The sequence below is a fragment of the Sphingomonas sp. NPDC079357 genome (assembly GCF_044901155.1).
Classification (GTDB): domain Bacteria; phylum Pseudomonadota; class Alphaproteobacteria; order Sphingomonadales; family Sphingomonadaceae; genus Sphingomonas.
Genome location: NZ_JBJDOM010000001.1, coordinates 185,689 through 207,460 on the forward strand (window position 1 = coordinate 185,689; position 21,772 = coordinate 207,460).

24 protein-coding genes are annotated in these 21,772 nt (G+C 67.1%); 10 read left to right on the forward strand and 14 right to left on the reverse strand.

Going from position 1 to position 21,772, the window contains the following annotated elements; all coding sequences use genetic code 11:
* Nucleotides 1–3: 3 nt before the first annotated feature.
* Nucleotides 4–465, reverse strand: coding sequence for a DUF1465 family protein (locus tag ACI2JO_RS00850; protein ID WP_404718872.1), 462 nt, complete (start codon nt 463–465; stop codon nt 4–6).
* 110 nt (nt 466–575) lie between these two features.
* On the reverse strand, nt 576–785 hold the full coding sequence (locus ACI2JO_RS00855) for a DUF465 domain-containing protein (protein WP_404718873.1): 210 nt from the start codon (nt 783–785) through the stop codon (nt 576–578).
* A 165-nt stretch (nt 786–950) separates the two neighbouring features.
* Here ACI2JO_RS00855 and ACI2JO_RS00860 point away from each other — a divergent pair, with 165 nt between their 5' ends.
* Complete coding sequence (locus ACI2JO_RS00860) at nt 951–1,109, forward strand: YdcH family protein (RefSeq protein WP_159759275.1); 159 nt, start codon at nt 951–953, stop codon at nt 1,107–1,109.
* Between the two features lie 54 nt (nt 1,110–1,163).
* Here ACI2JO_RS00860 and ACI2JO_RS00865 read toward each other — a convergent pair whose 3' ends face one another.
* Genes ACI2JO_RS00865 through ACI2JO_RS00875 form a run of 3 tightly spaced genes read right to left on the reverse strand, consistent with a single transcriptional unit; the run spans nt 1,164 to nt 2,586 of the window.
* Nucleotides 1,164–1,595 carry a hypothetical protein gene (locus ACI2JO_RS00865; protein ID WP_404718874.1) on the reverse strand — a complete coding sequence of 144 codons (432 nt, stop codon included), beginning with the start codon at nt 1,593–1,595 and terminating at the stop codon, nt 1,164–1,166.
* Nucleotides 1,592–2,329 (reverse strand): prepilin peptidase, encoded by a 738-nt coding sequence (locus ACI2JO_RS00870; RefSeq protein WP_404718875.1) that lies wholly within the window; start codon nt 2,327–2,329, stop codon nt 1,592–1,594. Before ACI2JO_RS00870 ends, ACI2JO_RS00865 begins: the two co-directional genes overlap by 4 nt.
* A gap of 8 nt (nt 2,330–2,337) precedes the next feature.
* A complete protein-coding gene (locus ACI2JO_RS00875) occupies nt 2,338–2,586 on the reverse strand; it encodes a hypothetical protein (protein ID WP_404718876.1) in 249 nt (82 codons plus the stop codon).
* 79 nt (nt 2,587–2,665) lie between these two features.
* Here ACI2JO_RS00875 and ACI2JO_RS00880 point away from each other — a divergent pair, with 79 nt between their 5' ends.
* The gene (locus tag ACI2JO_RS00880) at nt 2,666–3,853 is read left to right on the forward strand and encodes a thiolase family protein (protein WP_404718877.1); all 1,188 of its coding nucleotides are present in this window, start codon (nt 2,666–2,668) and stop codon (nt 3,851–3,853) included.
* A gap of 228 nt (nt 3,854–4,081) precedes the next feature.
* The gene (locus ACI2JO_RS00885) at nt 4,082–5,719 is read left to right on the forward strand and encodes a Na+/H+ antiporter (RefSeq protein ID WP_404718878.1); all 1,638 of its coding nucleotides are present in this window, start codon (nt 4,082–4,084) and stop codon (nt 5,717–5,719) included.
* Between the two features lie 102 nt (nt 5,720–5,821).
* Here ACI2JO_RS00885 and ACI2JO_RS00890 read toward each other — a convergent pair whose 3' ends face one another.
* The 5 genes from ACI2JO_RS00890 to ACI2JO_RS00910 are packed head-to-tail and all read right to left on the reverse strand — an operon-like array spanning nt 5,822 to nt 10,257.
* Nucleotides 5,822–6,169 carry an L-rhamnose mutarotase gene (locus tag ACI2JO_RS00890; RefSeq protein ID WP_404718879.1) on the reverse strand — a complete coding sequence of 116 codons (348 nt, stop codon included), beginning with the start codon at nt 6,167–6,169 and terminating at the stop codon, nt 5,822–5,824.
* Entirely contained in the window at nt 6,166–7,011 is an 846-nt protein-coding gene (locus ACI2JO_RS00895; RefSeq protein ID WP_404718880.1) for a fumarylacetoacetate hydrolase family protein, read from the reverse strand. Before ACI2JO_RS00895 ends, ACI2JO_RS00890 begins: the two co-directional genes overlap by 4 nt.
* 10 nt (nt 7,012–7,021) lie before the next feature.
* Nucleotides 7,022–7,753: an SDR family oxidoreductase gene (locus ACI2JO_RS00900; protein ID WP_404718881.1), complete on the reverse strand. Its 732-nt coding sequence runs from the start codon at nt 7,751–7,753 to the stop codon at nt 7,022–7,024.
* Nucleotides 7,754–7,756: 3 nt separating this feature from the next.
* Nucleotides 7,757–8,959 (reverse strand): UxaA family hydrolase, encoded by a 1,203-nt coding sequence (locus tag ACI2JO_RS00905; protein ID WP_404718882.1) that lies wholly within the window; start codon nt 8,957–8,959, stop codon nt 7,757–7,759.
* Complete coding sequence (locus tag ACI2JO_RS00910) at nt 8,956–10,257, reverse strand: aldo/keto reductase (RefSeq protein WP_404718883.1); 1,302 nt, start codon at nt 10,255–10,257, stop codon at nt 8,956–8,958. Before ACI2JO_RS00910 ends, ACI2JO_RS00905 begins: the two co-directional genes overlap by 4 nt.
* A gap of 153 nt (nt 10,258–10,410) precedes the next feature.
* On the opposite strand from ACI2JO_RS00910, the gene ACI2JO_RS00915 reads away from it, so the two are divergent.
* A complete protein-coding gene (locus tag ACI2JO_RS00915; protein WP_404718884.1) occupies nt 10,411–11,163 on the forward strand; it encodes an IclR family transcriptional regulator in 753 nt (250 codons plus the stop codon).
* 54 nt (nt 11,164–11,217) lie between these two features.
* Here ACI2JO_RS00915 and ACI2JO_RS00920 read toward each other — a convergent pair whose 3' ends face one another.
* Together ACI2JO_RS00920 and ACI2JO_RS00925 are read right to left on the reverse strand one after the other, a co-directional pair.
* Entirely contained in the window at nt 11,218–11,595 is a 378-nt protein-coding gene (locus tag ACI2JO_RS00920; protein ID WP_404718885.1) for a hypothetical protein, read from the reverse strand.
* A 57-nt stretch (nt 11,596–11,652) separates the two neighbouring features.
* A complete protein-coding gene (locus tag ACI2JO_RS00925) occupies nt 11,653–12,963 on the reverse strand; it encodes a sugar porter family MFS transporter (protein ID WP_404718886.1) in 1,311 nt (436 codons plus the stop codon).
* Between the two features lie 153 nt (nt 12,964–13,116).
* On the opposite strand from ACI2JO_RS00925, the gene ACI2JO_RS00930 reads away from it, so the two are divergent.
* The 5 genes from ACI2JO_RS00930 to ACI2JO_RS00950 all read left to right on the forward strand — a co-directional run bounded on the left by ACI2JO_RS00930 (nt 13,117) and on the right by ACI2JO_RS00950 (nt 18,572).
* On the forward strand, nt 13,117–16,362 hold the full coding sequence (locus ACI2JO_RS00930; RefSeq protein WP_404718887.1) for a glycoside hydrolase family 2 TIM barrel-domain containing protein: 3,246 nt from the start codon (nt 13,117–13,119) through the stop codon (nt 16,360–16,362).
* A 289-nt stretch (nt 16,363–16,651) separates the two neighbouring features.
* A complete protein-coding gene (locus ACI2JO_RS00935; protein ID WP_404718888.1) occupies nt 16,652–17,080 on the forward strand; it encodes a YbaN family protein in 429 nt (142 codons plus the stop codon).
* Entirely contained in the window at nt 17,065–17,406 is a 342-nt protein-coding gene (locus ACI2JO_RS00940) for an HNH endonuclease (RefSeq protein ID WP_404718889.1), read from the forward strand. The genes ACI2JO_RS00935 and ACI2JO_RS00940 overlap by 16 nt, the downstream gene beginning before the upstream one ends.
* 228 nt (nt 17,407–17,634) lie before the next feature.
* The gene (locus ACI2JO_RS00945) at nt 17,635–18,231 is read left to right on the forward strand and encodes an opacity protein (RefSeq protein WP_404718890.1); all 597 of its coding nucleotides are present in this window, start codon (nt 17,635–17,637) and stop codon (nt 18,229–18,231) included.
* Nucleotides 18,232–18,290: 59 nt separating this feature from the next.
* Nucleotides 18,291–18,572 carry a hypothetical protein gene (locus tag ACI2JO_RS00950; RefSeq protein ID WP_404718891.1) on the forward strand — a complete coding sequence of 94 codons (282 nt, stop codon included), beginning with the start codon at nt 18,291–18,293 and terminating at the stop codon, nt 18,570–18,572.
* Nucleotides 18,573–18,652: 80 nt separating this feature from the next.
* Here ACI2JO_RS00950 and rnc read toward each other — a convergent pair whose 3' ends face one another.
* Nucleotides 18,653–19,348, reverse strand: coding sequence for a ribonuclease III (gene rnc / locus ACI2JO_RS00955; protein ID WP_404718892.1), 696 nt, complete (start codon nt 19,346–19,348; stop codon nt 18,653–18,655).
* A gap of 2 nt (nt 19,349–19,350) precedes the next feature.
* Nucleotides 19,351–20,166, reverse strand: a complete 816-nt coding sequence (gene lepB / locus ACI2JO_RS00960) for a signal peptidase I (protein ID WP_404718893.1) — start codon at nt 20,164–20,166, stop codon at nt 19,351–19,353.
* Nucleotides 20,167–20,261: 95 nt separating this feature from the next.
* On the opposite strand from lepB, the gene pgi reads away from it, so the two are divergent.
* Nucleotides 20,262–21,752, forward strand: a complete 1,491-nt coding sequence (gene pgi, locus ACI2JO_RS00965; protein ID WP_404718894.1) for a glucose-6-phosphate isomerase — start codon at nt 20,262–20,264, stop codon at nt 21,750–21,752.
* The last annotated feature ends 20 nt before the right edge of the window (nt 21,753–21,772 follow it).

Sequence of the window (21,772 nt, forward strand, 5' to 3'; positions counted from 1 at the left end):
ACCCTAGAAAGCGGTTGCGAGCCGGTCGAGCATCGAGCGCGCCGGGCTGACGACCGGCATCTCGCGCGCGTGCGCCGCATCCAGCAGCGCGACACGCCGGTGCAGATCGATGCTGCCGCCGATCAGCCCGCGCGCCTGCGCCGGAAAGCGTGCGAGCATGTCCAGGTCGCTGGCCGGCGACTCCCCCAGCCGTCGGGTGGGATCGAGCGCCTGAGCCGCCGGCAGCTCACCCGCCGCGATCGCGCGTTGCGTCAGAAGCCAGGCGATGACGTGCATCAGACGCGTCGTCACCTTCAGCGACTCGCAACTGAACGCCACGCGCTCCATCGGCGGCAGCGCCTCACGCTCCACGCGTCCGCCTTCGTCGAAATAATGCCGCGCCTCGTCGGCCAGCACCATCGCCTCCGTGTAGAAGGAATCGATCAGGCGGCGGTGCAATCGTGGATCATGCGCGTGCTCGGCCATGTCGGCGTCCTTGCCACGACCGGTCGGCGACCGCCAAGCGCGTTCATCACGTTTCCATCGTCGGGAACCCGTCAAACCGTCCCGAAATGCACCGTTTTTGGTGCTGCCCGTCAGGCGATGATATCGGGGATCATCTGATCCTCGAGCAGCGCGATCTCGTCGCGCAGCCGCAGCTTGCGCTTCTTTAGCCGCATGAGCTGCAACTGGTCGGACGCGCCGCCTTCCGCCAGTGCGGCAATCGCGGCATCGAGGTCGCGATGCTCGACGCGCAACGTCTCCAGCCGCGTCGCGACCGCCGCATCATCGCCCATGTCGTTCATCGCCCGCACTCCCGCCCCCGAGTCGCGCCTGCATAGCCGCCGCATCCGATCGACGCGACCCGTCGTACGAAAGTCGCAGATGATCGCGTGAAAGCAAAAGTCACGGGACATATGTCCCATTTCGTGATTTCCTTCCTTTCCCTCTCAACCACGAAGGAGACTGCCATGCAGACCGCGCACATCTCGGCCCTGGAGGCCAAGCATGCGACGATCGACCAGCGGATTGCCGCCGAGTCGCAACGTCCCGTGCCCGATACGATCGTGCTTGCGGAACTGAAGAAGCAGAAACTGCGGTTGAAGGAGGAAATCACCTCCTCGCACTAGGCTGAGCAAGGTGGCGCCCGGTGGACACGTTCCGCCGGGCGCTTTCGTTTCTGGCTAGCCGGCGCAGCCGACCAGCCCCGCGAGCGGCACCACCACCGTGTCGCGACCGTCGCGATCCAGCCGCAGCGTTGCCACCGGCACCGCCGCCCCCGCGGTCAGGTTTTGCCGCAACTCCACGGTCATCTGCACCGTCGCGACGATATCGCCCAGCCGGTAGACGCTCTCCGCGTTGAGGCCGAGCTGTGCGTTGCCGGTCGCCCCGGTACGCGGCAGGTCGATCATCTTGCCGTCGACGGACAGCCGCAGTGTTCCCGGGTCGGCGGTCGCCATCGCCGCCAGCGTTCGCGTCGTGCCGGTCGAGAAGAGATAGGCGGCACAGCCCCGCGCCGGCAGCGCCTGTTGCGGCAGCGCGCCGATCGGCAGTCCGTCGATACCGGAGGATGGCGCGGCCACCTGCGCCGCGAGCAGCAGAAACGCGAACTTCATGCCGCCATGCCTACCATGAGCAGCCACGCCGGGTAAGCCGCGATCGCCAGCAGCGTCCCGAGCGGCAGCGCGTCGTCGGCGGCGACCGCCTGCCCGCGTGCCTTCTGGAACACCACCCAGCCGAGACCGACCAGCCCTGCCACCAGCAGCACCGCCGGCAGCATTCGCCACCCGAGCGCGAGCCCGATCGCGCCAAACAACTTCGGATCACCCCCGCCCAGCCCCTCGCGCCTGCGCCAGCGTCGATAGCCCGCGCCGATCGCCCACAGCACCGCAAACCCACCGGCCGCGCCGATCAGTCGCTCGCCGAGCGCAGGTGGCGCGACCCACGCCCCCGCCGCCGCGACCAGCGCCAGCGCCGTCACAAGCGGATCGGGCAGCCAGAAGTCACGCGCGTCCATCACCGCCAGAACCAGCAACAGCCATCCGAACGCTGCACCCGCCAGCGCGATCGCCGGCGGGGCGACCAGCGCTGCCGCCATGCCGACCAGCGCACAGCCGGCCTCGATCAGCGGGTGGAGCGGATCGATCCTTGCGCCGCATGTCCGGCATCGCCCGCGCGTGACCAGCCACGACCAAAGCGGCACCAACTCGCTCCCGCGCAAGGTTCTGGTGCAACCGTCACACGACGAACGCCCGTATTTTACCGATCGTCCCTGTGGCCAGCGGATCGCGATCGTGGCCAGAAAGCTGCCGATGATGGCACCCAGCACGCCAAACGCCGTCACCCACATCCACCGTCTCAGCCCTGCTTGCGAATCAGGTACCGATACACGCCGAAACTGTTGATGCCGAGCAGCACGCAATTCTGCGCGCCCAGCGGCTCGTCGCCGGTCAGCCACGCGCCGGTAATCCACGCGATCGACGATGTGACGAAGATCGCCATCCCCCAGCCCGTCACGCGCCGACCGTTGTCGAGCGACACCATGAACGCCGCCGCGACGCCGCTTGCTGCCGCATACCATTTCAGGGCTTCGTGGAGAGGCGGCATAAAGGTTGGCGTAGTCGTTTGCGCCCTGCCGCACGAGCGCTTACACGCCGATCGAGATCAAGCGAGGAACCGCGGAATCATGGCTACCGATCCCATCGTCATCCTGTCCTATGCGCGCACCCCGATGGGCTCGATGCAAGGCAGTCTCGCCGCTTTGTCGGCCAGCGAACTGGGCGCGGCGGCGGTGAGGGCCGCGGTCGAGCGCGCCGGTGTCGATGCCGCCGCGATCGAGCGGATCTATATGGGCAATGTTCTGTCGGCGGGTGTCGGCCAGGCACCGGCACGACAGGCCGCGATCGGCGCGGGCCTTGGCGAGCATGTCGAGGCGACGACGCTCAACAAGGTTTGCGGATCGGGGATGCAGGCCGCGATCCTCGGTGCCGAGGCGCTGGGCGCGGGCTCGATCGACCTGCTGGTCGCGGGCGGCATGGAGAGCATGACCAACGCGCCGTATCTCTCGAAGGCGCATCGCGGCGGCGCGCGCTTCGGGCATGACCGGCTGTTCGACCATATGGCGCTCGACGGGCTCGAGGATGCCTATCAGACCGGCACCGCGATGGGCGTCTTCGCCGACGACACCGCGCGCGAGTATCAATTCACGCGCGAGGCGCAGGACGAATTCGCGATCGCGTCGCTGACCCGCGCGCAGAAGGCGCAGGCGTCGGGCGCATTCGATCGCGAGATCGTCGCGGTCGAGGTAAAGGGGCGGAAGGGCGTCGTCACCGTCGCGACCGATGAGCAGCCGACCAAGAGCGATCCCGCCAAGATCCCGTCGCTCCGCCCCGCCTTCAGCAAGGACGGCACCGTAACCGCCGCCAATGCCTCGTCGATTTCCGACGGCGCTGCGGCGCTGGTCCTGACCCGCCTGTCGGTCGCCGAAAAGCTCGGGATCACACCCGTAGCACGGATCGTCAGCCACGCCGCGCACGCCCACGCCCCGGCGCGCTTCACCACCGCGCCCGTCCCCGCGATGCGCAAGGCGCTTGAGAAGACGGGCTGGTCAGTCGGCGACGTCGACCTGTGGGAAGTCAACGAGGCGTTCGCGTGCGTCGCGATGGTGGCGATGCAAGAGCTCGCGCTCGATCACGAGAAGCTGAACATCAACGGCGGCGCGTGCGCGCTCGGCCATCCGATCGGCGCCTCGGGCGCACGCATTCTCGCCACCTTGCTTGGCGGGCTGCAGACCACTGGCCAGCGGCGCGGCGTGGCGTCGCTGTGCATCGGCGGCGGCGAAGGCGTTGCGATGGCGGTCGAACTGATGAGCTGAGCCTTCCGTCGCCCCGGACTTGATCTGGGGTGACACCTTCGTTGCGAGCGCAGCGAAGCAATCCAAGGCGTCCTGATCCGACCCTGGGTTCCTTCGTTGCACTCGCAACAACGTGGCGTTCCCGAGACAAAACGTCGCATCGACCCAGATCAGCGCTATGAGCGGTTGCGCCTCGCGCCACTTCCGGCGATCTCCCCTCCATTCGCGTCTCGAAGGAGGTTGCTCGCCTTGGAAGTCGTCTCGGTCGTCCTGTTGTTACTCTTCGCCGTCGTCGTCAGCGGCGCGATCACGCGCATTCTCCCGATCAATATCCCAGCTCCCCTCGTCCAGATCGCCTTCGGCGCAGCGATCGGCATGGCGGCGGACCTGCGCGTAACGCTCGACCCTGAAGTCTTTTTGATCGTCTTCCTGCCGCCCTTGCTGTTCATCGACGGCTGGCGCATCCCCAAGGACGAACTGCTAAAGGACGTGCCGGCCGTCGTCGAATTGGCGCTCGGGCTGGTCCTGACCACCGTCGTCGGCGTCGGCTTCTTCATCGACTGGCTGATCCCCGCGATGCCGCTCGCGGTGTCATTCGCGCTTGCCGCCGTCGTCTCGCCGACCGATCCGATTGCGGTGTCCGCGATCGCCGCACGTGTACCGATCCCACGCCGCATGATGCACATCCTCGAAGGCGAGGCGCTGCTCAACGACGCGTCGGGGCTCGTCTGCCTGCGCTTCGCGATCGCCGCCGCGCTCACCGGCGCCTTCTCGCTCGCTGATGCCGCCGCCAGCTTCATCTGGCTTGCGGCAGCGGGGATCGCGATCGGCGTCGTCACGACGCTGTCGATCACACGTGCAAAGGCGTGGGTATCGCGCCGCTTCGGCGAGGATACCGGGTCACAGGTTCTGGTCAGCCTGCTGATCCCGTTCATCGCCTATATCGCCGCCGAGCATGTCCACGCCTCCGGCATCCTCGCGGTCGTCGCGGCGGGCGTGACGATGACCTTCGCGGAGCTGTCCCGACAGGCGCTTCCCGCCACGCGAATGCGCCGCAATTCGGTGTGGGACACGATCCAGTTCGCGCTCAACGGCATCATCTTCGTGCTGCTCGGTGAGCAATTGCCAGGCATCATCGCCGGCGCGCGCGAGACCGTGAAGCTGACCAACCATGACAGCCCGTGGTGGCTGGCGCTGTACGTGCTGGCGATTGTCGCGGTGCTCGCCGGCCTGCGTTTCTTGTGGGTGTGGGTGTCATTCCGGTTGACGGTGCTGCGGCGCGGGGTGGACGATTCCCCGTTGCGCAGCCCGGATTGGCGCGTGTTTGCCGCAATGTCGCTCGCCGGGGTGCGCGGGGTGATCACGCTGGCCGGCGTTCTCACGTTGCCGCTCGCGCTGAGCGACGGATCGCCCTTCCCGGCGCGCGATCTCGCGGTCGCACTTGCCGCCGGCGTCATCATCGTCTCGCTGGTCGCGGCAAGCATTGGGCTGCCGCTGGTGCTACGTGGCCTTGCCCTCCCGCCCGAGCCCTCGAAACAAGGGGAGGAAAATCGCGCCCGTGTCGCAGCGGCGCGCGCCGCGATCCGAGCGGTCGACGGCGCGCAACACGACCTGTCGCGCGACCGCGACGACGTCGACGTCTATGCCGAGGCGGCGACACGGATCATGGACCTGTACCGCGAGCGTATTCGCGTCCGCGTCGACGGCGAGCCCGAACTGGCGGTGATCCAGCAGAACGAGCGCATCGATCAACTTCTGCGGCTGGCGGCGATCCGGGCGGAGCGCGAGGAGGTGTTTCGGCTGGAGCGCGCCCGCGCAATCGGCAGCGAGACCGGCCGCAAGCTGACCCGCGAGCTTGATTTGCTGGAGGGGCGCCTGCGGGGGTGACGGTAAACTCCGATCGTCCCGGGCTCGCCCCGGAACCCCGCTTCTTCATCACGCGGGCCGCAAAAAGCGGGGTGGCGGATCAGGTCCGGGACGACGGGTGAACTACTGCTCCGCCAGCGAGAAAATGCGCCGCGCCGCGACCCACTTAATCCCTGGTTCGGCCCACGGCAGACGTCGCTGATAGGCGTCCATCTTCGCCTCCCACGCCTGCACTTCGGGATCTGCAGCATCCGCCGCCGCCTTGCGCGCGGCGTCGAAGGTCGCGTCGGTTTCCATCACCATCACCAGCCGACCGCCGGTGCGATAGATGTCCATCGCCACGATCCCCGCCGCCCGGATACTCGCGACGATCGGCGCGGGGACCGCCCCGGCGGCATGCCACGCCTCATAGGCCGCCACCGCCTGGGGCTCGTCGGCGATATCGACCAGCAGGACGTGGCGCTCGGTCACGCCTTGTACGCCACGACGCTCTGGCGCTGCTGCCCCAGCCCTTCGATCCCCAATTCCATCACATCGCCCGCCTTCAGGAACACCGGCGGCTTCTGGCCCATGCCGACGCCCGGCGGGGTGCCGGTCGAGATCACGTCACCTGGCTGCAGCGACATGAACTGGCTGACATAGCTGACGAGAAACGCCGGCTTGTAGACCATCGTCGACGTCGACCCGTCCTGATAGCGATGCCCGTTGACCTCCAGCCACATGCCCAGCGCGGTCGGATCGGCAACCTCGTCGCGCGTCACCAGCCACGGCCCGATCGGCCCGAACGTGTCGCAGCCCTTGCCCTTGTCCCACGTCCCCTGCCGCTCAAGCTGAAAGGCGCGCTCCGATACGTCGTTGATGACGCAATAGCCCGCGATATGCCGCTCGGCATCGGCCTCGTCGACGTAGCGGGCTTCGGTGCCGATCACGATCCCCAGTTCGACCTCCCAGTCGGTCTTGGTCGAGCCCTTCGGGATTTCGACATTGTCGTCGGGGCCGATGATCGCGCTGGTTGCCTTGGTGAAGATCACCGGCTCGGTCGGCACGGTGGCGCCGGTCTCTGCGGCGTGGTCCGAATAGTTGAGCCCGATGCACAGGAACTTGCCGACCGCGCCGACGCACGGGCCATAGCGGTCGACCGCGACCACCGGCAGCGACGCCGGATCGATCGCGGCGAGCCGCGCCAGCTCGGCATCACTTAGCGCCGCCCCCGCGATATCCGCGACATGCGCCGACAGGTCACGGACCTGACCGTCGGCATCGACCATCCCCGGCTTCTCGGCGCCCAACGCCCCGTAACGTACCAGCTTCATGCGCTTTTCCTCAATTGACCCAGCCGCCGTCGATGACATGCACCGCGCCGGTCGTGAAGGCGGCGTCGTCGCTGCCCAGATAGGCGACCAGCGCCGCAATCTCTTCCGCGCGCCCCAGCCGCCCCATCGGTTGCCGCGCGATAAACGCCTGTTGCGCCGCCTCATAGTCGCCGGTATCGCGCAGCCGCTGCTGGAGCGACGGCGTGTCGACCGTCCCCGGACAGATCGCGTTGCAGCGGATGCCCTGCCCGACGAAGTCAGCCGCGACCGCTTTGGTGATCCCGATCACCCCCGCCTTGGTCGCGGTATAGGCGAAGCGGTTGGGGATGCCCTTCACCGAGCTGGCGATCGACGACATGTTGACGATCGCGCCGCCGCCCGCCGCCAGCATCCCCGGCAGCACAGCGCGGATCGTCCGCATCATCGCGGTCATGTTGATCGCAATCGCCTGATCCCACTCAGCATCGCTCATGTCGAGGATCGTCCCCGCGTGAACGATCCCCGCGATATTCGCGAGCACGTCGATCCGCCCGATCTCACCGACCAGCGCCGCGATCTGCGCCGCGTCGGTGACGTCGAGCGCGTGCTGCTCGCACCGGTCCAGCCCCGCCAGCGCGCCCGCATCGATATCGGTCGCGATCACCCGCGCACCCTCCGCGGCATAGCGTAGCGCGGCAGCGCGCCCGATCCCGTTGCCCGCCGCGGTGATCAGCGCGACTTTGCCCTTCAACCGGCCTTCCATTGTTCAGCTCCGTGCAGCGACCGGCAGGCACGCCGGTCCCACCGGATCGAACGCCTTGTAGGTCAGGATGAATTCGCGGTGCCCCAGCGCCTCGGACACGCTCGGCTGTCCGCCGGCCACCGCCATGATGACATCGACGATCTCGGTGCCGACCTCGTCGAGCGTCGCCTCACCTTCGAGGATGCGCCCGGCATTGATGTCCATGTCAGCCGCCAGCCGCCGCGCCGTCTCGGGGTTGGCGCAGATCTTGATGACCGGCGCGATCGCCGACCCAACCACCGAGCCGCGCCCCGTCGTAAACAGCGTCAGGTGACACCCGCACGCGATCATTTCGACGATCTCGGCATTGTCGGAGATGTTCGGGAAGCCGAAGCGCGGCTCGCCGTCCGGCACGACGTCGAGCAGATACAGTCCGCCCGCCGGCGGCACGTCGCCGGGCTTGATGATCCCGCTGATCAGCGACGATCCCGATTTGGAATAGGCCCCCATCGACTTCTCTTCCTGCGTCGTCAGCCCGCCCTCGGCATTGCCGGGCGCAAAGCTGCCGAAGCCCATGATCGTGTAATATTCCTCGGCCTTGCGGACGCAGGCGACGATCTCCTCGCCCAGCTCGGGGGTCAGCGCGCGATCGGCCATGATCCCCTCGCACCCGACCAGCTCGCCGGTCTCCTCGAAGATGCAGGTCGCGCCGTCCGCCACCAGCCGGTCGAAGGCGCGCCCGACCGCGGGGTTGGCGGTGATCCCGCTCGTTCCGTCCGACCCGCCGCAGATCGTTCCGACGATCAGCTCGTCGACGCGCATCGCCACGCGCGGCACGTCGGCGATCTGCGCCTTGACGCGCGCGACCGCCTCCAGCCCGGCGGCGATCGTCGCCGCGGTGCCGCCGGTCTGCTGGATCACGTACAGCTCGACCGGACGCCCGCTGTCGCGGATCACCTGCTGCAACCGCTCGCGATCGAAGCTCTCGCAGCCCAGCGACACGATCACCACGCCGCCGACGTTGGGATGCGTCGTCACCGCCTCCATCACCCGCGCGGCATAGGCATTGGGATAGCAGCCGGGAAAGCCGATCAGGTGCACGTCGGCGTCATCGGCCTTGTCGACGATCTTGCGCGCCACGTGATGCGCGCACTCGACCAGATAGGCGACCGCGACGGTATTGCGGATGCCCTTGCGCCCGTCGGCGCGCTGCCATGCCGCGATCATGCGCGCTGCTCCGTCACGGTGCTGCGCGTGTGGCTGGCGATATAGTCGCTCTTCATATTGTGCATATGGACCCATTGTCCGGCCGCCGCGGCGTCGGTCATCGACCCGATCGGCGCGCCATATTTGATGACCTTGTCGCCTGCTTTCAGCGGGTGTCGCGCGATCTTGTGCCCGACCGTCACGCCCTCGCGCGCCGGGATCGTCCCCCCCGACACCGGCAGCAGGTCGCCCGCCGCGATCGGCGCGACGCAGATCATCACATTGTCGTCGGGGTGAAGCAGGATCAGTTGCTGCGGCGCGCGCGCCTCCAGCGCCGGCCACAGATCGTCGGGGATCGGCACGGCGATCCGCTCGCATAGGTCCGCGACCTCCGCCGGCGAGCCGAGCCCGGCGAGCACGCACGCCACTGCCGGATGCTGCAACGGAAACTGGATCGCAGCCGCGGGCAATGACACGCCGGCAAGCGCGCACGCTTTCGCCAACCGCCGCGTCCGTTCGACGAGCGCGGCGGGCGGCTTCGCATAATCGTAGTGCGACTGCGCCGGATCGGCCTCCCGTGGATCGCGCGCCAGGATACCACTGTTATAGGCGCCACCGATGATGACGCGCACGCCCTGCGCGGCGCAGCGATCGAGTAAGGACTTCGCGCTGCGATCGAGCAACGTATAGCGCCCCGCGAGCAGGATGACGTCGAGCGGCACGCGGTCGAGCACCTCTTCGCACACCGCAACCTCGTTGACCCCGATGCCGATCGCGCCGACGGCACCTGCGTCGCGCAACGCCACCATGGCCGCATAGCCACCGTCGAAAAACGCGCCGAAGTGCCGCTCGTGCGCATTGCCATGCGTCAGCTGCCCGAGATCGTGTGCCAGCAACACGTCCACCCGGTCACGTTGCAACCGCGCCAGGCTCGCATCGAACGAACGACGCACCCCGTCCCCCGTATAGTCGAACACCGGCTCGAACGAATCGGCATCGACGAAGCCGTGCCGCGTACCCGCCACGTCGGTCGGCGCGAGCAGCCGCCCGACCTTGGTGGAAACCGCGCACATCCGCTGCGGATCGCACCGCGCCAGTGCCGCACCCAATCGCCGCTCTGCCAGTCCAAAGCCATAATGCGGCGCGGTGTCGAAATATTGCAGTCCTGCGTCGATCGCTGCCGATACGGTCGCTTCGGCCGTTGCATCGTCGATCGCCCGGTAGAGATTCCCGATCGCCGCCGTCCCCATGCCGAACATCGGCAACGTCTCGCCATCCCTGTCGAGCGGCGCCTCGCGCGGAGACAAGTGCTGGAACATGCAAGCTTCCTCTCTCGGCGCCACCCTGTCGTTTTATCGCCGGCGCTGCAATCTAAGCGGCTGGTATGATAATTGAAATGTGAAAAATGCTTTTATTGACGCGATGCGGCTCGCGCTGGCGCCTAGCTGTGGGGACGGCTAGGTACGGCGACCATGACGAACCCGCCCCGCTACCAGGCGCCAGCCCTCAAGAAAGGGCTGGAAATACTGGAACTTCTCGCCACATCCGAACAAGCGTTGACGATGTCGGATATTTCCGGAGCGCTTGGCCGCTCGGTGGGCGAGATTTTCCGAATGCTTCAGGTGCTCGAGGAGCACCGCTATATCGCGCGTGATGATGACGGCTACCGGCTCACCAACCGGTTGTTCGCGCTCGGCATGGGGCGGCCACCGGTGCGTGACCTCACCGTCACCGCGTTGCCGGTGATGCAGGGGCTCGCCCGCGCCACGGGACAAAGCTGCCACCTCGCTGTCGCCTCGGGCGCGGAGATGGTGGTGATCGCCGGGGTCGAGGCGCCCGGTCTGTCTGGCTTCGCGGTACGCGTCGGCTATCGCCGCCCGCTCCATCGCTCGAACTCGGGACGGGTACTACTCGCCTTTCAGTCCGCACCGATCCGCGCGGCGATGATGGCGGACATCCGGGAATCCGGCGGCGAGGTTGACCCGGCGATCGACGGGCAACTCGATGCGCTGGTCGCCGTCGGCGATGCCGTTACGCCCAGCCCGATGCTGGAGGGGATCACGGATCTGTCGGCACCCATTATCGAACATGGCATGGCGCGCGCGGCGCTGACAGTACCGTTCGTAGCCGGCCGGGCGGCACGCGTATCCCTCGATGAAACCCGCGCGCTGCTCCGCGATGCGGTCGGCACGATCAGCGCGCAGCTTCAACCGAAGCTTGACTGAGCGCCGCTGTGGTCATCGCCCGCGCGGTGAAGCGATGACGATCCGCCGGGTTCGTCATCCCACCATCGCCAGCATGATCCGCGTCGAACAGATCGAGCAATGCAGCGCGCGCGCCGCACCCTCCGGGCAGTTGATGCACGCCCGCTGCGGCCGCGATCCGTCGAGCAGGTCGATCAACATCCGCTCGTCCGTCGAAAGCGCCGCCTCCGTCCCGACCATGAAGTCGCGCCCGAGCGCCACTTCGAACAAGGTCATCAGGCTGTCGAACACCGGTGCCAGCATCCCGGCCCCATGCGGTGCGAGCAAGCGGTGCAGCCGCTGCTGCGTACAGGCATGACGATCCCGCGCCGCGCGCCAGCCGCGCGCCAGCGTCGGCAACAGACATAGCATGCCGCGCGCGGGCGACGATGACGGAAGCGCGACGACACTCATCCCTGATCCTCCATGACCAGGTAAGCCTTACGCTAGATGCGAATGATTATCAATATATCAAACAGCGCCGATCGCTTCCAGCGAGCGCTGCTTGGTCTCGGGGAAGAACACCCACACCACCACGAATTGCACCGCCATCATCGCGGCGAATACCACGAACGGCAGTCCGCGCGTGTGCGCCGCGATCACCGGGAACGCCATGGCGATCACCGCATCCATCGCCCAATGGGTCGAAGAACCGAGCGCCTGCCCGCGCGCCCGCACGTCCGTCGGGAAGATCTCGCTGATATAGACCCAGATCACCGCGCCCTGACTGAACGCGAAAAAGGCGATGAACGCGATCAGCAACGCGAGCAGATAGTGCTGCCCCTGCCCGGTCAGGAACACCGTTGCGGTCCCGCCCAGCGCCGCCGTCAGCCCCACCGACCCGATCAGCAGCAGCGTCCGCCGCCCCAGCCTGTCGATCACCAGCAACGCCAGCGCGGTGAACACGAAATTGCACAGCCCGATCGTCACCGCCTGCCGGTCTGCCGACACCGCATCATACCCCGCCGCCGCGAAGATATCGTTGAGGTAATAGAGGATCGCATTGATCCCCGAGAGCTGGTTGAACGACGCCACCGCGAAGGCGAGCAGGATCGGCTTGCGATGCCGCGCCCACGACAGCCGCGGCGCGCTGCCCACCGCCACCGCCGCGGCGGCGCGCGCATAGCTGTCCAGCTCGCGGCGCGGATCGGCGACGCCCAACCGCACCAGCACGTCTTCGGCCTCATCCTCGCGCCCCTTCGCCGCCAGCCAGCGCGGGCTGTCGGGAATCGTGAACATCAACGACAGAAGCAACAGCGCCGGCACCGCGCTGACGCCCAGCTTCACCTGCCAGTCGCCCGCGCCCAGATCGAAGCTGCCGACGATCGCATTGCTCAGATAGGCGGCGAGAATTCCCAGCACGATGTTGAGCTGGAACGTTCCCACCATCAATCCGCGTCGCTCGGCCGGCGCGATCTCGGCAAGATAGACCGGCGCCAGCACCGATGAGGCGCCGACCGCCAGCCCCGCCATCACCCGGAACATGATCAGCGCCGGCCAGCTCCACGCGATCAGGCACCCCAGCCCCGACAGGCAATAGAGCAGCGCGATCCCCTTGAGCGCGTTGCGCGCGCCATAGCGATCGCCCGGCAACCCGGCGAGCAACGCTCCCGCCAGCGTCCCCCACAAGGCCGCCGACACGGTGATACCCACGCCGCTGGCATCGAGCGCGAAGGCGGTGCGGATGCCCTCGGTCGTCCCGGCGATCACCGCCGTATCGAAGCCGAACAACAGCCCGGCCAGTCCGCCCACCAGCACGCCGCGCAGCAAGGTCGTGTTCAAAAGATCGTGCTCCGTCCGCATCGTCCGCCCCGCGCGGCCCGGTCGCGCACAGGGACCGCAAAGCGCGTTCGCCGTCAACCCGCACACGCTCTTGGCAAAGGCGGAGCCACCCGATACTTGTCTTACAAAATGACTTAATCGGGAGGATTATCCGTGCATCACGTCGGCCAGCGCCGGAGCGCCGTTCTTGTCGCCGCGTTACTCGCCAGCGTTTCGGGCCATGCCGCCGCGCAGAGCGGCCCCGCCGTTCCGCTCCAGCCGCAGATCGACCCGCAGCGTCCCGACTGGGAAAATCCTGGCGTCAACTATATCGGCCGGATGCCGGCGCACGCCACCGGCTTCCCGTTCGAGACGCGCGACAAGGCGCTCGCGGGTCATCGTACGGAATCGAAGCGCTTTCTGTCGCTGAACGGCCAGTGGCAGTTCAGCTTCTCGCCCGACGCGGACAAGCTCCCGACCGGTTTCGAGCGCCCCGATTTCGACGCCTCGCAGTGGAAGACGATCAAGGTCCCCGCCGACTGGCAGACCGAGGGCTATGACCAGCCGCGCTACAACAACATTACCTACCCCTTCCCCGCCAACCGCCCGCTGATCCCGCACGCCACCAACCCGGTCGGCTCGTACCGCCGCACGATCGACCTGCCCGCCGGCTGGTCGGGGCAGGACGTGGTGCTGCACATCGGCGCGGCCGGTTCGGCCTATAAGGTGTGGGTCAACGGTCAGCAGGTCGGCTATTCGGAGGACAGCAAGCTCCCCTCCGAGTTCGACGTCACGCGCTTCGTCAAGCCGGGCGCGAACACCGTCGCGATCCAGGTCTTCCGCTGGTCGGACGGCAGCTATCTCGAGGATCAGGATTTCTGGCGCGTCTCGGGGATCGAGCGCGAGGTATACCTGATGGCCGCGCCGAAGACGCGCATCCGCGACTTCTTCGTCCACGCCGGGCTCGACGAGAACTACCGTGATGGCAAGCTCGCGGTCGACCTGTCCGTCGCGCCGGGCGCGGCGGTCAGCGCGCGCTACGTGTTGATGGACGGTGACCGCATCGTGTCGCAGGGCCGCGCGCCGCTCGCCGCCGGTGACGCCGATCGCAAGACAACGCTCTCTGCCACCGTCGGCGGCGTCAAGCCGTGGAGCGCCGAGACGCCCAACCTCTACATGCTGCTCGTCGAGCTGTATGATGCCAAGGGCGCGATCATCCAGTCGACCTATCAGCGGATCGGCTTCCGCACCGTCGAGATGAAAAACGGTTTGGTCAGCGTCAACGGCAAGCCGATCACGATCCGCGGCGTCAACCGCCACGAACACGATCCCGAAACCTTCCACGTCGTCAGCCGCGAGTCGATGGAGCACGACATTCAGCTGATGAAGCGCAACAACATCAACGCGCTGCGCACCTCGCACTATCCGAACGACCCGTATCTCTACGAACTCGCCGATCGCTACGGCCTGTACGTCATGGACGAGGCCAATATCGAGAGCCACGCCTATATGGAGGCGGGCAACAACAACCCCCGTCAGCGCAGCGTCTACCAGCTCGGCTTCGACAAGGCGTGGCAGTCGGCGCATGTCGACCGCGTGCTCAACATGGTCGAGCGCGACAAGAACCATCCCTCGATCATCTTCTGGTCGCTCGGCAACGAGGCGGGGATCGGGCCCAACTTCGCCACCGCCGGCACCGCCGCCAAGCAGCGCGATCCGGGCCGCCTGATCAGCTATCTCGGCTGGGGTACCTATGAAGGCGTGCAGCAGCACCGCCCGAACTGGTTCGCCGACATCTACGCGCCGATGTACGATCCGGTCGCCAAGATGGAGGATTACGCGACCAACTGGAATTACAAGCAACCGATGATCCAGTGCGAATATGCGCACATGATGGGCAATTCGGGCGGCAACCTGAAGGAATATTGGGACACGATCTACGCCCACCCCGACAAGCTGCAGGGCGGCTTCGCGTGGGACTGGGTCGATCAGGCGATGTATCGCTATACCAAGGACGGGCGCCGCTATTGGGGCGACGGCGGGGAATACGGCCCCAACCCCGGCGGCGACATCGAATTCGGCGACGGCATGCTCCAGGCCGATCGTACTCCAAACCCGCAGCTGTACGAGGTCCGCAAGGTCTACGCCCCGGTCCAGTTCACCGGTTACGATGCCAACGCCGGCCAGCTGACCGTCGCCAACCGCCACGACTTCCTCGGCGCGGATGCGTATGACTATAGCTGGGAAGTGCTGGAGAACGGCGTCGCGGTCGCGCGCGGCACGCTGGCGGCCCCGACCGTCGCCGCGCATCAGAGCGCGCGCGTCGCGCTCGCCCCGACCGGCTTCACCCGCCGCCCCGATGCCGAATATTTCCTCACCGTCAGCTACCGCGCCAAGGCCGGCACCGCCCCCGGCGTCGCCGCGGGGACGCTGGTTGGCTGGGAGCAATTCCCGCTCGGCGCGATGCCGGCCACCGTCGCGGCGGCGGACAACGGCCCGGTCAAGCTTGACAATCGCGGCGGCACCGTCCGTCTCTCGGCGGGCGACACCGAGCTGGTGATCGACCGCAAGACCGGGCTGGTCGATCGCTATGCGACCGGCGGGCGTATGCTGCTGTCGGGCGGCGCACCCAACTTCACCCGCGCGCTGACCGACAACGACCTTGGCGTCGGCAGCGAGAAGCGCAACGTGCCGTGGCAGCGCGCCACTGACGAGCGCGTCGTCGAGGGCATCGACACGCAGAAGCTGCCGGGCGGCGGCGCGGCGGTGACGGTGCGCTGGCTGACCGGCGGCAATGTCGCGCGCTTCTCGACCCGCTACCAGATGGCGGCGGACGGCAGCGTCGCGGTGACCGGCGACTTCCAGCCGCTCGACACGACGCTCGGCGACCCGTTGCGCGTCGGCCTGTCCTACGTCACCCCGCGCGACTACCAGATTGTGCAATGGTACGGGCGCGGGCCGCATGAAAGCTACAGCGACCGCAAAACCTCGGCCCCGATCGGTCTGTGGCGCGGCGACATCGCGGCGCAGAACCACGATTATCTCCGCCCGCAGGAGACCGGCAACAAGGTCGACGTGCGCTGGATGGAGCTGGTGCGGGGGTCCGACGGCGGGCTGCGCGTCACCGGCGACCAGCCGCTGTCGATGAATGCGCTGGCCTTCCCGTACACCGAGCTGAACCGCCGCACCCCCGGCACGCGCAAGAGCACCGACATCGTTCCCGGCGCGAACGGCAGCCTGCTGGTCGATGCGGTGCAATCCGGCATCGGTGGTGACACGCAATGGAGCGACTGGGGTCGTCCGCTCGAGCAATATCGCATCAAGGTCGCGCCGCTGCGCTATGGCTTCACCCTCTCGCCGATCAGCAGCGACGCGCACGGCGCCGGCGCGAAGCCGGCCAGTGCGACGGGCGAGGAGTAAGGACGCTTCCGTCGCCCCGAACCTGATCCGGCGCCCCGCTTCTCTCGCCCGACCGAAGTTGAAGAAGCGGAACTCCGGCTCGGGGCCGAGTGACGAAATTCAATGCACAATCCGTCATACTCGCGCAGGCGGGGATCCAGACGCGCAGGTCCGGCGATTGAGCCGGAACGTCGGAGGTTCTGGATTCCCGCCTGCGCCGGAATGATGGTGTTGGCGATCGCTACGCCCCCATCACGGCACCGTTCCACCACCAGAGACGTTCCCCTCGCACCACGGAGGAACTGAGACGATGGCGACCGATCTCCCCGCCGACCCGATCAAGCCCGGTCGCCTCCACGCCGCCGCCCGCTACGGCTGGCTGGCGATCGGCTTCTTCTTCGTCGCGCTCGGCGTCGTCGGCGCGCTGTTGCCGCTGATGCCGACCACGATCTTCCTGATCCTCGCCGCTGGTTGCTTCGCACGCTCGTCGCCGCGCCTTGAGGCTTGGCTGCTCGACCATCCGCGCTTTGGCCCGACGCTGCGGGCGTGGCGACGTGAGCGCGCCATCCCACGCAGGGCCAAGTGGCTCGCCTGCATCGGCATCACCGTCGGCTATGCGATCTTTGTCGCCACCGGTCGCCCGCACTGGCCGCTTGCCGCGGCCGTCGCGGCAATGATGATGGCATCCGCACTTTTCATTCTGTCGCGCCCGACGGCCACGGCATGGTCGGACGCATAAGGCGCAAGGCCGGGCTCGCCGAAGCCGCGGCGCTTGCGCAGCAGGCTGACGTCGCGCCCGTCACCTGCGCCCTGTGTGGTCGTCCGCTCGGCACCCGTACCGAATGGCACCATGTCATTCCGCGCAGCGAAGGTGGAACCGATACCGCACCGCTGCACCCGATCTGCCATCGCGCCATCCATGCCGCTGCCGACAATGCCACGCTCGCTCGTGCCGGAACACTGGACGCCATCCGCGCCATCCCGGCGCTGAGTCGCTTCCTGCGCTGGATCGCCGACAAGCCCGCGGACTTCCACGCGCCGACCCGTCGCGCCCGCGAGCCGTAGCAATAAGGCCTCTTTGCGGCGACTATCATGGAGTGTGGCCGCGATGCGGCACGATCGTTCATGTTCTCGCCAGATTGCGTGACTTTTGCGCAACAGTAAGAATTTTCAATGCCAGACTGGCGCTTTTCCGCGCAACCAAGCCGGGGAGGCGTGGTTAGAGCAGTCCCCGGCCCGGCCGCATCTGGTGCTGCGACAAACCGGGCAACGAAACTGTATTGAGGTTCTATTATGCGTAAGCTCGTTCTTGCGGCCGTTGCCGCATCCGCCGCGTTCGTCGCCACCCCCTCGCTCGCGCAGGACATGTCGACCACCGACACCACGACCGCGACGGCGCCGGATGGCACGCGCGCGTTCGGGATCGAGCCCTACGTCGCCGTTCGTGGCGGCTGGGAAGAGTTTCAGAGCGACAGCGTTCCGGGTGCCCCGCGCCAGAACAAGCTGAACGGCTCGCTGGTCGAAGGTCTCGCCGGCGTGAACATTCCGCTCGGGCCGGTGTTCGTCGGCGCCGAGGGCAATGTCGCCAAGGGCGTATCGGGCGATATCGACTGGCAGTATGGCGCCGCCGGCCGCTTCGGCTTCCGCGCGGGCGACAGCGGCCTGATCTACGGCAAGGTCGGCTACCAGTGGGTCAACTTCGACAAGCGTGTCGACACCACGCGTGACTTCCATGACGTGACCTACGGCATCGGCTTCGAGGTCGGCCCGAAGGACATCGGTCTGGGCGGCATCACCAGCAACTCGGGCATCCGTCTGCGCGGTGAAGTGTCGAGCTTCGGCTGGACGAACAGCTTCCGCCCGACGCTGGGCATCGTCGCGCACTTCTGATGCGCTGACGAACGAGTTTCCGGTCGCCAAGGGAGCACCAGGCGACCGGACCGCACCAGTTGCGTTTCGTGCGGGGAGAAAGGGCGGGGCCGGATGGCCTCGCCCTTTTCCATGTTCGGGCGAGTGTCAGCGGCAACCCGGCGGCCTCGCGCGAAGGCCCGACTGCCCTTCGCAATTTCTACCTGCTGCACTCAGTGGCCAACGGCAGCGATCCGGCGGATCGTGACGGCGGGCACGAACCCCTAGACACGCTCAAGCGTCTCCACCTCTGGTGTTTTGTCCTGATCGCCCGGATGATCAGCGCCATGACCGTCCACTCCCTGTCTCTCCTTCCTCATTGAAAATGAGGCAGGAAAAGCAGGCAGGTTATTCTACTCTATAGCGTAAAATGACGTTCGGGCCCTTATCGCGACCGTCGGACCTACCGCCGTCGCTTGCGCCGTGGCGCCGCCTGCGCGCTCAGCACTTCCAGCAGCACCTGCGCAGCCGCGGTCTCCGCCTCCTGCTTGCTCGCGCCCTCTGCGCTCACCTCGTCCTTGCCGACCGTTACCCGCACCTTGAAGCGCGGCGCGTGCCCCGGCCCGGACCGGTCGAGCAATTCGTATCCGGGCACCGCGCGCCGGTTCGCCGCCGCCCATTCCTGCAACGCCGACTTCGGGTGCTGCGGGGCCTTGTCGTCGCTGTGGATGCGATCCGCCCACAGCCGCCGCACCGCAGCGCGCGCCGCATCGAGCCCGGCGGTGCGATACAGCGCGCCGAGCAGCGCCTCCATCACGTCGCCGAGGAGATTGTCGCCATGCTGCGCGCCATCATCGCGTGCCTGCTTGCCGAGCCGGACATGCGCCACCGCGCCGATCCCGCGCGCAACCTCCGCGCACACCGCACCCGTTACCAGCGCGTTGAAGCGCTTCGACAATTGACCTTCGGGCTCGTCGGGAAAGACCTCGCTCAACCACTCGGCCATGATAAGCCCGAGCACGCGGTCGCCGAGGAATTCGAGCCGCTCGTAGCTTTCGCCGGTGTGGCTCGAATGCGTCAGCGCCCGCCTGAACAGCTCGGGGTCCTCCGGCCGGACCCCCAGTACCTCGCTCACCCATGAAGCGACGTCGTCGCTCACGCTCAGAAGCCGTGCCCGATCCGGCTGAACCGCGCCGCCGACACCCAGGTCCACGGTTTGATCCATTCCGCCGAGCCGTCGGTCGACCAGAAGGTCACCAGCGCCTTGCCCTGAATCCGCTCCATCGGGATATAGCCCATGCCTTCCGGCGGCGCGAAGCGGCTGTCGGCGCTGTCATCGCGATTGTCGCCCATCAGGAACACATCGCCAGCGGGCACGGTGTACAGGTCGGTGTCGTCGGCGATCGGCAGATTGCCCTGATCGAGCACCTCATAGCTGCGCCCACCCGGCAACGTCTCGCGGAAGCGCGGATAGCGGCAGATCGGCTGCCCCGCCTTGTCGACGTCCTGGAACTGCGCGCCGCATTTCTCGGCCGGAAAATTGGGCGTCAGCGGGACGATGAAGTCGGCGACGCGCTGCTTCGGAATTGCCTTGCCGTTGAGGAACAGCTGCCCATTCTGCATCTGGATCGTGTCGCCGGGCAGTCCGATCACGCGCTTGATGACGTCATGATCGTCCGGCCCCAGCGAGCGGAACACCACCGTATCGCCGCGCGTCGGGGTGCTCGCGAAGATCCGGCCCGGGATCAGCGGGATACCGCCCGGCAGCGACCAGCGCGAATAGCCGTAATTCCACTTCGACACGAACAGATAGTCACCGATCAGAAGGCGCGGGAGCATCGATTCGGACGGGATCGAGAAGGGCGAGAAAATGAAGCTGCGCAGGATGAACACGAACAACGCCAGCTTCAGAAGGAAGCGGACCGTCTCGCCGGTTTCGGAACGCGCGGGCTTGCCGGGGGCAGCAGGGGTGGCCATGAAGCACCGCGTCGCGCAACCGCTCGCCTTCGTCAAGCGGAGCCTTGGCTTGCGCGAACGGTTGTGACCCGCAATTGCTCGGAAGGAAGACGCACATGGCGGATTGGTCGAAGATCGAAGCGCTCCCGAAGGAGCGGCTGGAGACACTGTTCGCAAACGATCCGGAGCGACTGGCGAAGCTGTCGCTCGACGTCGCCGGCATCCACTTCGACTGGTCGAAGACGCATTTGACCTCCGATGCGGTCGCCGCGTTCGAGGCGCTGGCGAAGGAAACCGATCTCGCCGGCAAGCGCGAGGCGATGTTCGGCGGCCGGAACGTCAATGTCACCGAGGATCGCCCGGTCGAGCACACCGCCGAGCGCGGCGAGGGCCAGGACGAGAGCGTCGCGCGCGCCGCTTCCTATCACGCGCGGATGCGCGCGGTGATCGACGCCATCGAGGCCGACGCCTTCGGCCCGATCCGCAGCGTCCTCCACGTCGGGATCGGCGGCTCGGCGCTCGGGCCGCACCTGCTGATCGACGCGCTCGGCCGCGACAGCGACCGCTATGACGTCGCGATCGTCTCGAACGTCGACGGCATGGCGCTCGACGACGTGTTCGACCGCTTCGATCCCGCCACCACGTTGCTGGTTGTCGCCTCCAAGACCTTCACCACCACCGAGACGATGATGAACGCCGAAAGCGTCATCGCGTGGATGACCGGTGCGGGCGTCGAGGATCCCTATGGTCGCGTCATCGCGCTGACCGCCTCGCCCGAAAAGGCGATCGAATGGGGTGTCGACGAGACGCGCATCCTGCCCTTCTCCGAAGGGGTCGGCGGACGATATTCGCTGTGGTCGTCGATCGGCTTTCCGGCGGCAATCAAGCTCGGCTGGGAACAGTTCGAGGAATTGCTCGATGGCGCGGCGGAAATGGATCGCCACTTCCGCCTGACCGCGCTGCACGAGAACGCCCCCGCGCTCGCCGCCTTCGCCGACCTTTATTACACGCAGGTCCGCCATGCCGAGACCCGCGCACCCTTCGCCTATGACGAACGGCTGCGGCTGCTCCCGAGCTATCTCCAGCAACTCGAGATGGAGTCGAACGGCAAGGGTGTGACGGTCGACGGTCAGCCGGTCGGCCGCCCCACCGCGGCGATCACCTGGGGCGGCGTCGGCACCGACGCGCAGCATGCGGTGTTCCAGCTGCTCCATCAGGGCACGCACCTCGTCCCCGTCGAGTTCCTCGCCGTGATCGAGGCGGGCGACACGCTCCCCGCAGAGCATCATCGCCAGCTGCTGCTCAACGCCTTCGCGCAGGGCGCGGCGCTGATGAAGGGCAAGCAGGTCGACGATCCCGCGCGCAGCTATCCCGGCGACCGGCCGTCCTCGACCCTGCTGCTCGACCGGCTCGACGCGCGCACGCTCGGTGCGCTGATCGCCTTTTACGAGCATCGCGTGTTCGTGAACGGCGTGCTGCTCGGCATTAATTCCTTCGACCAGTTCGGCGTCGAGCTGGGCAAGGAAATGGCCAAGGCCGCGGCGAAGGGCGGCGGCGACTTTGACCCCTCCACCACCGATCTGATCGCGCGCGCCGGTCTGGCATAAGCACGCGACGCCGATTATGT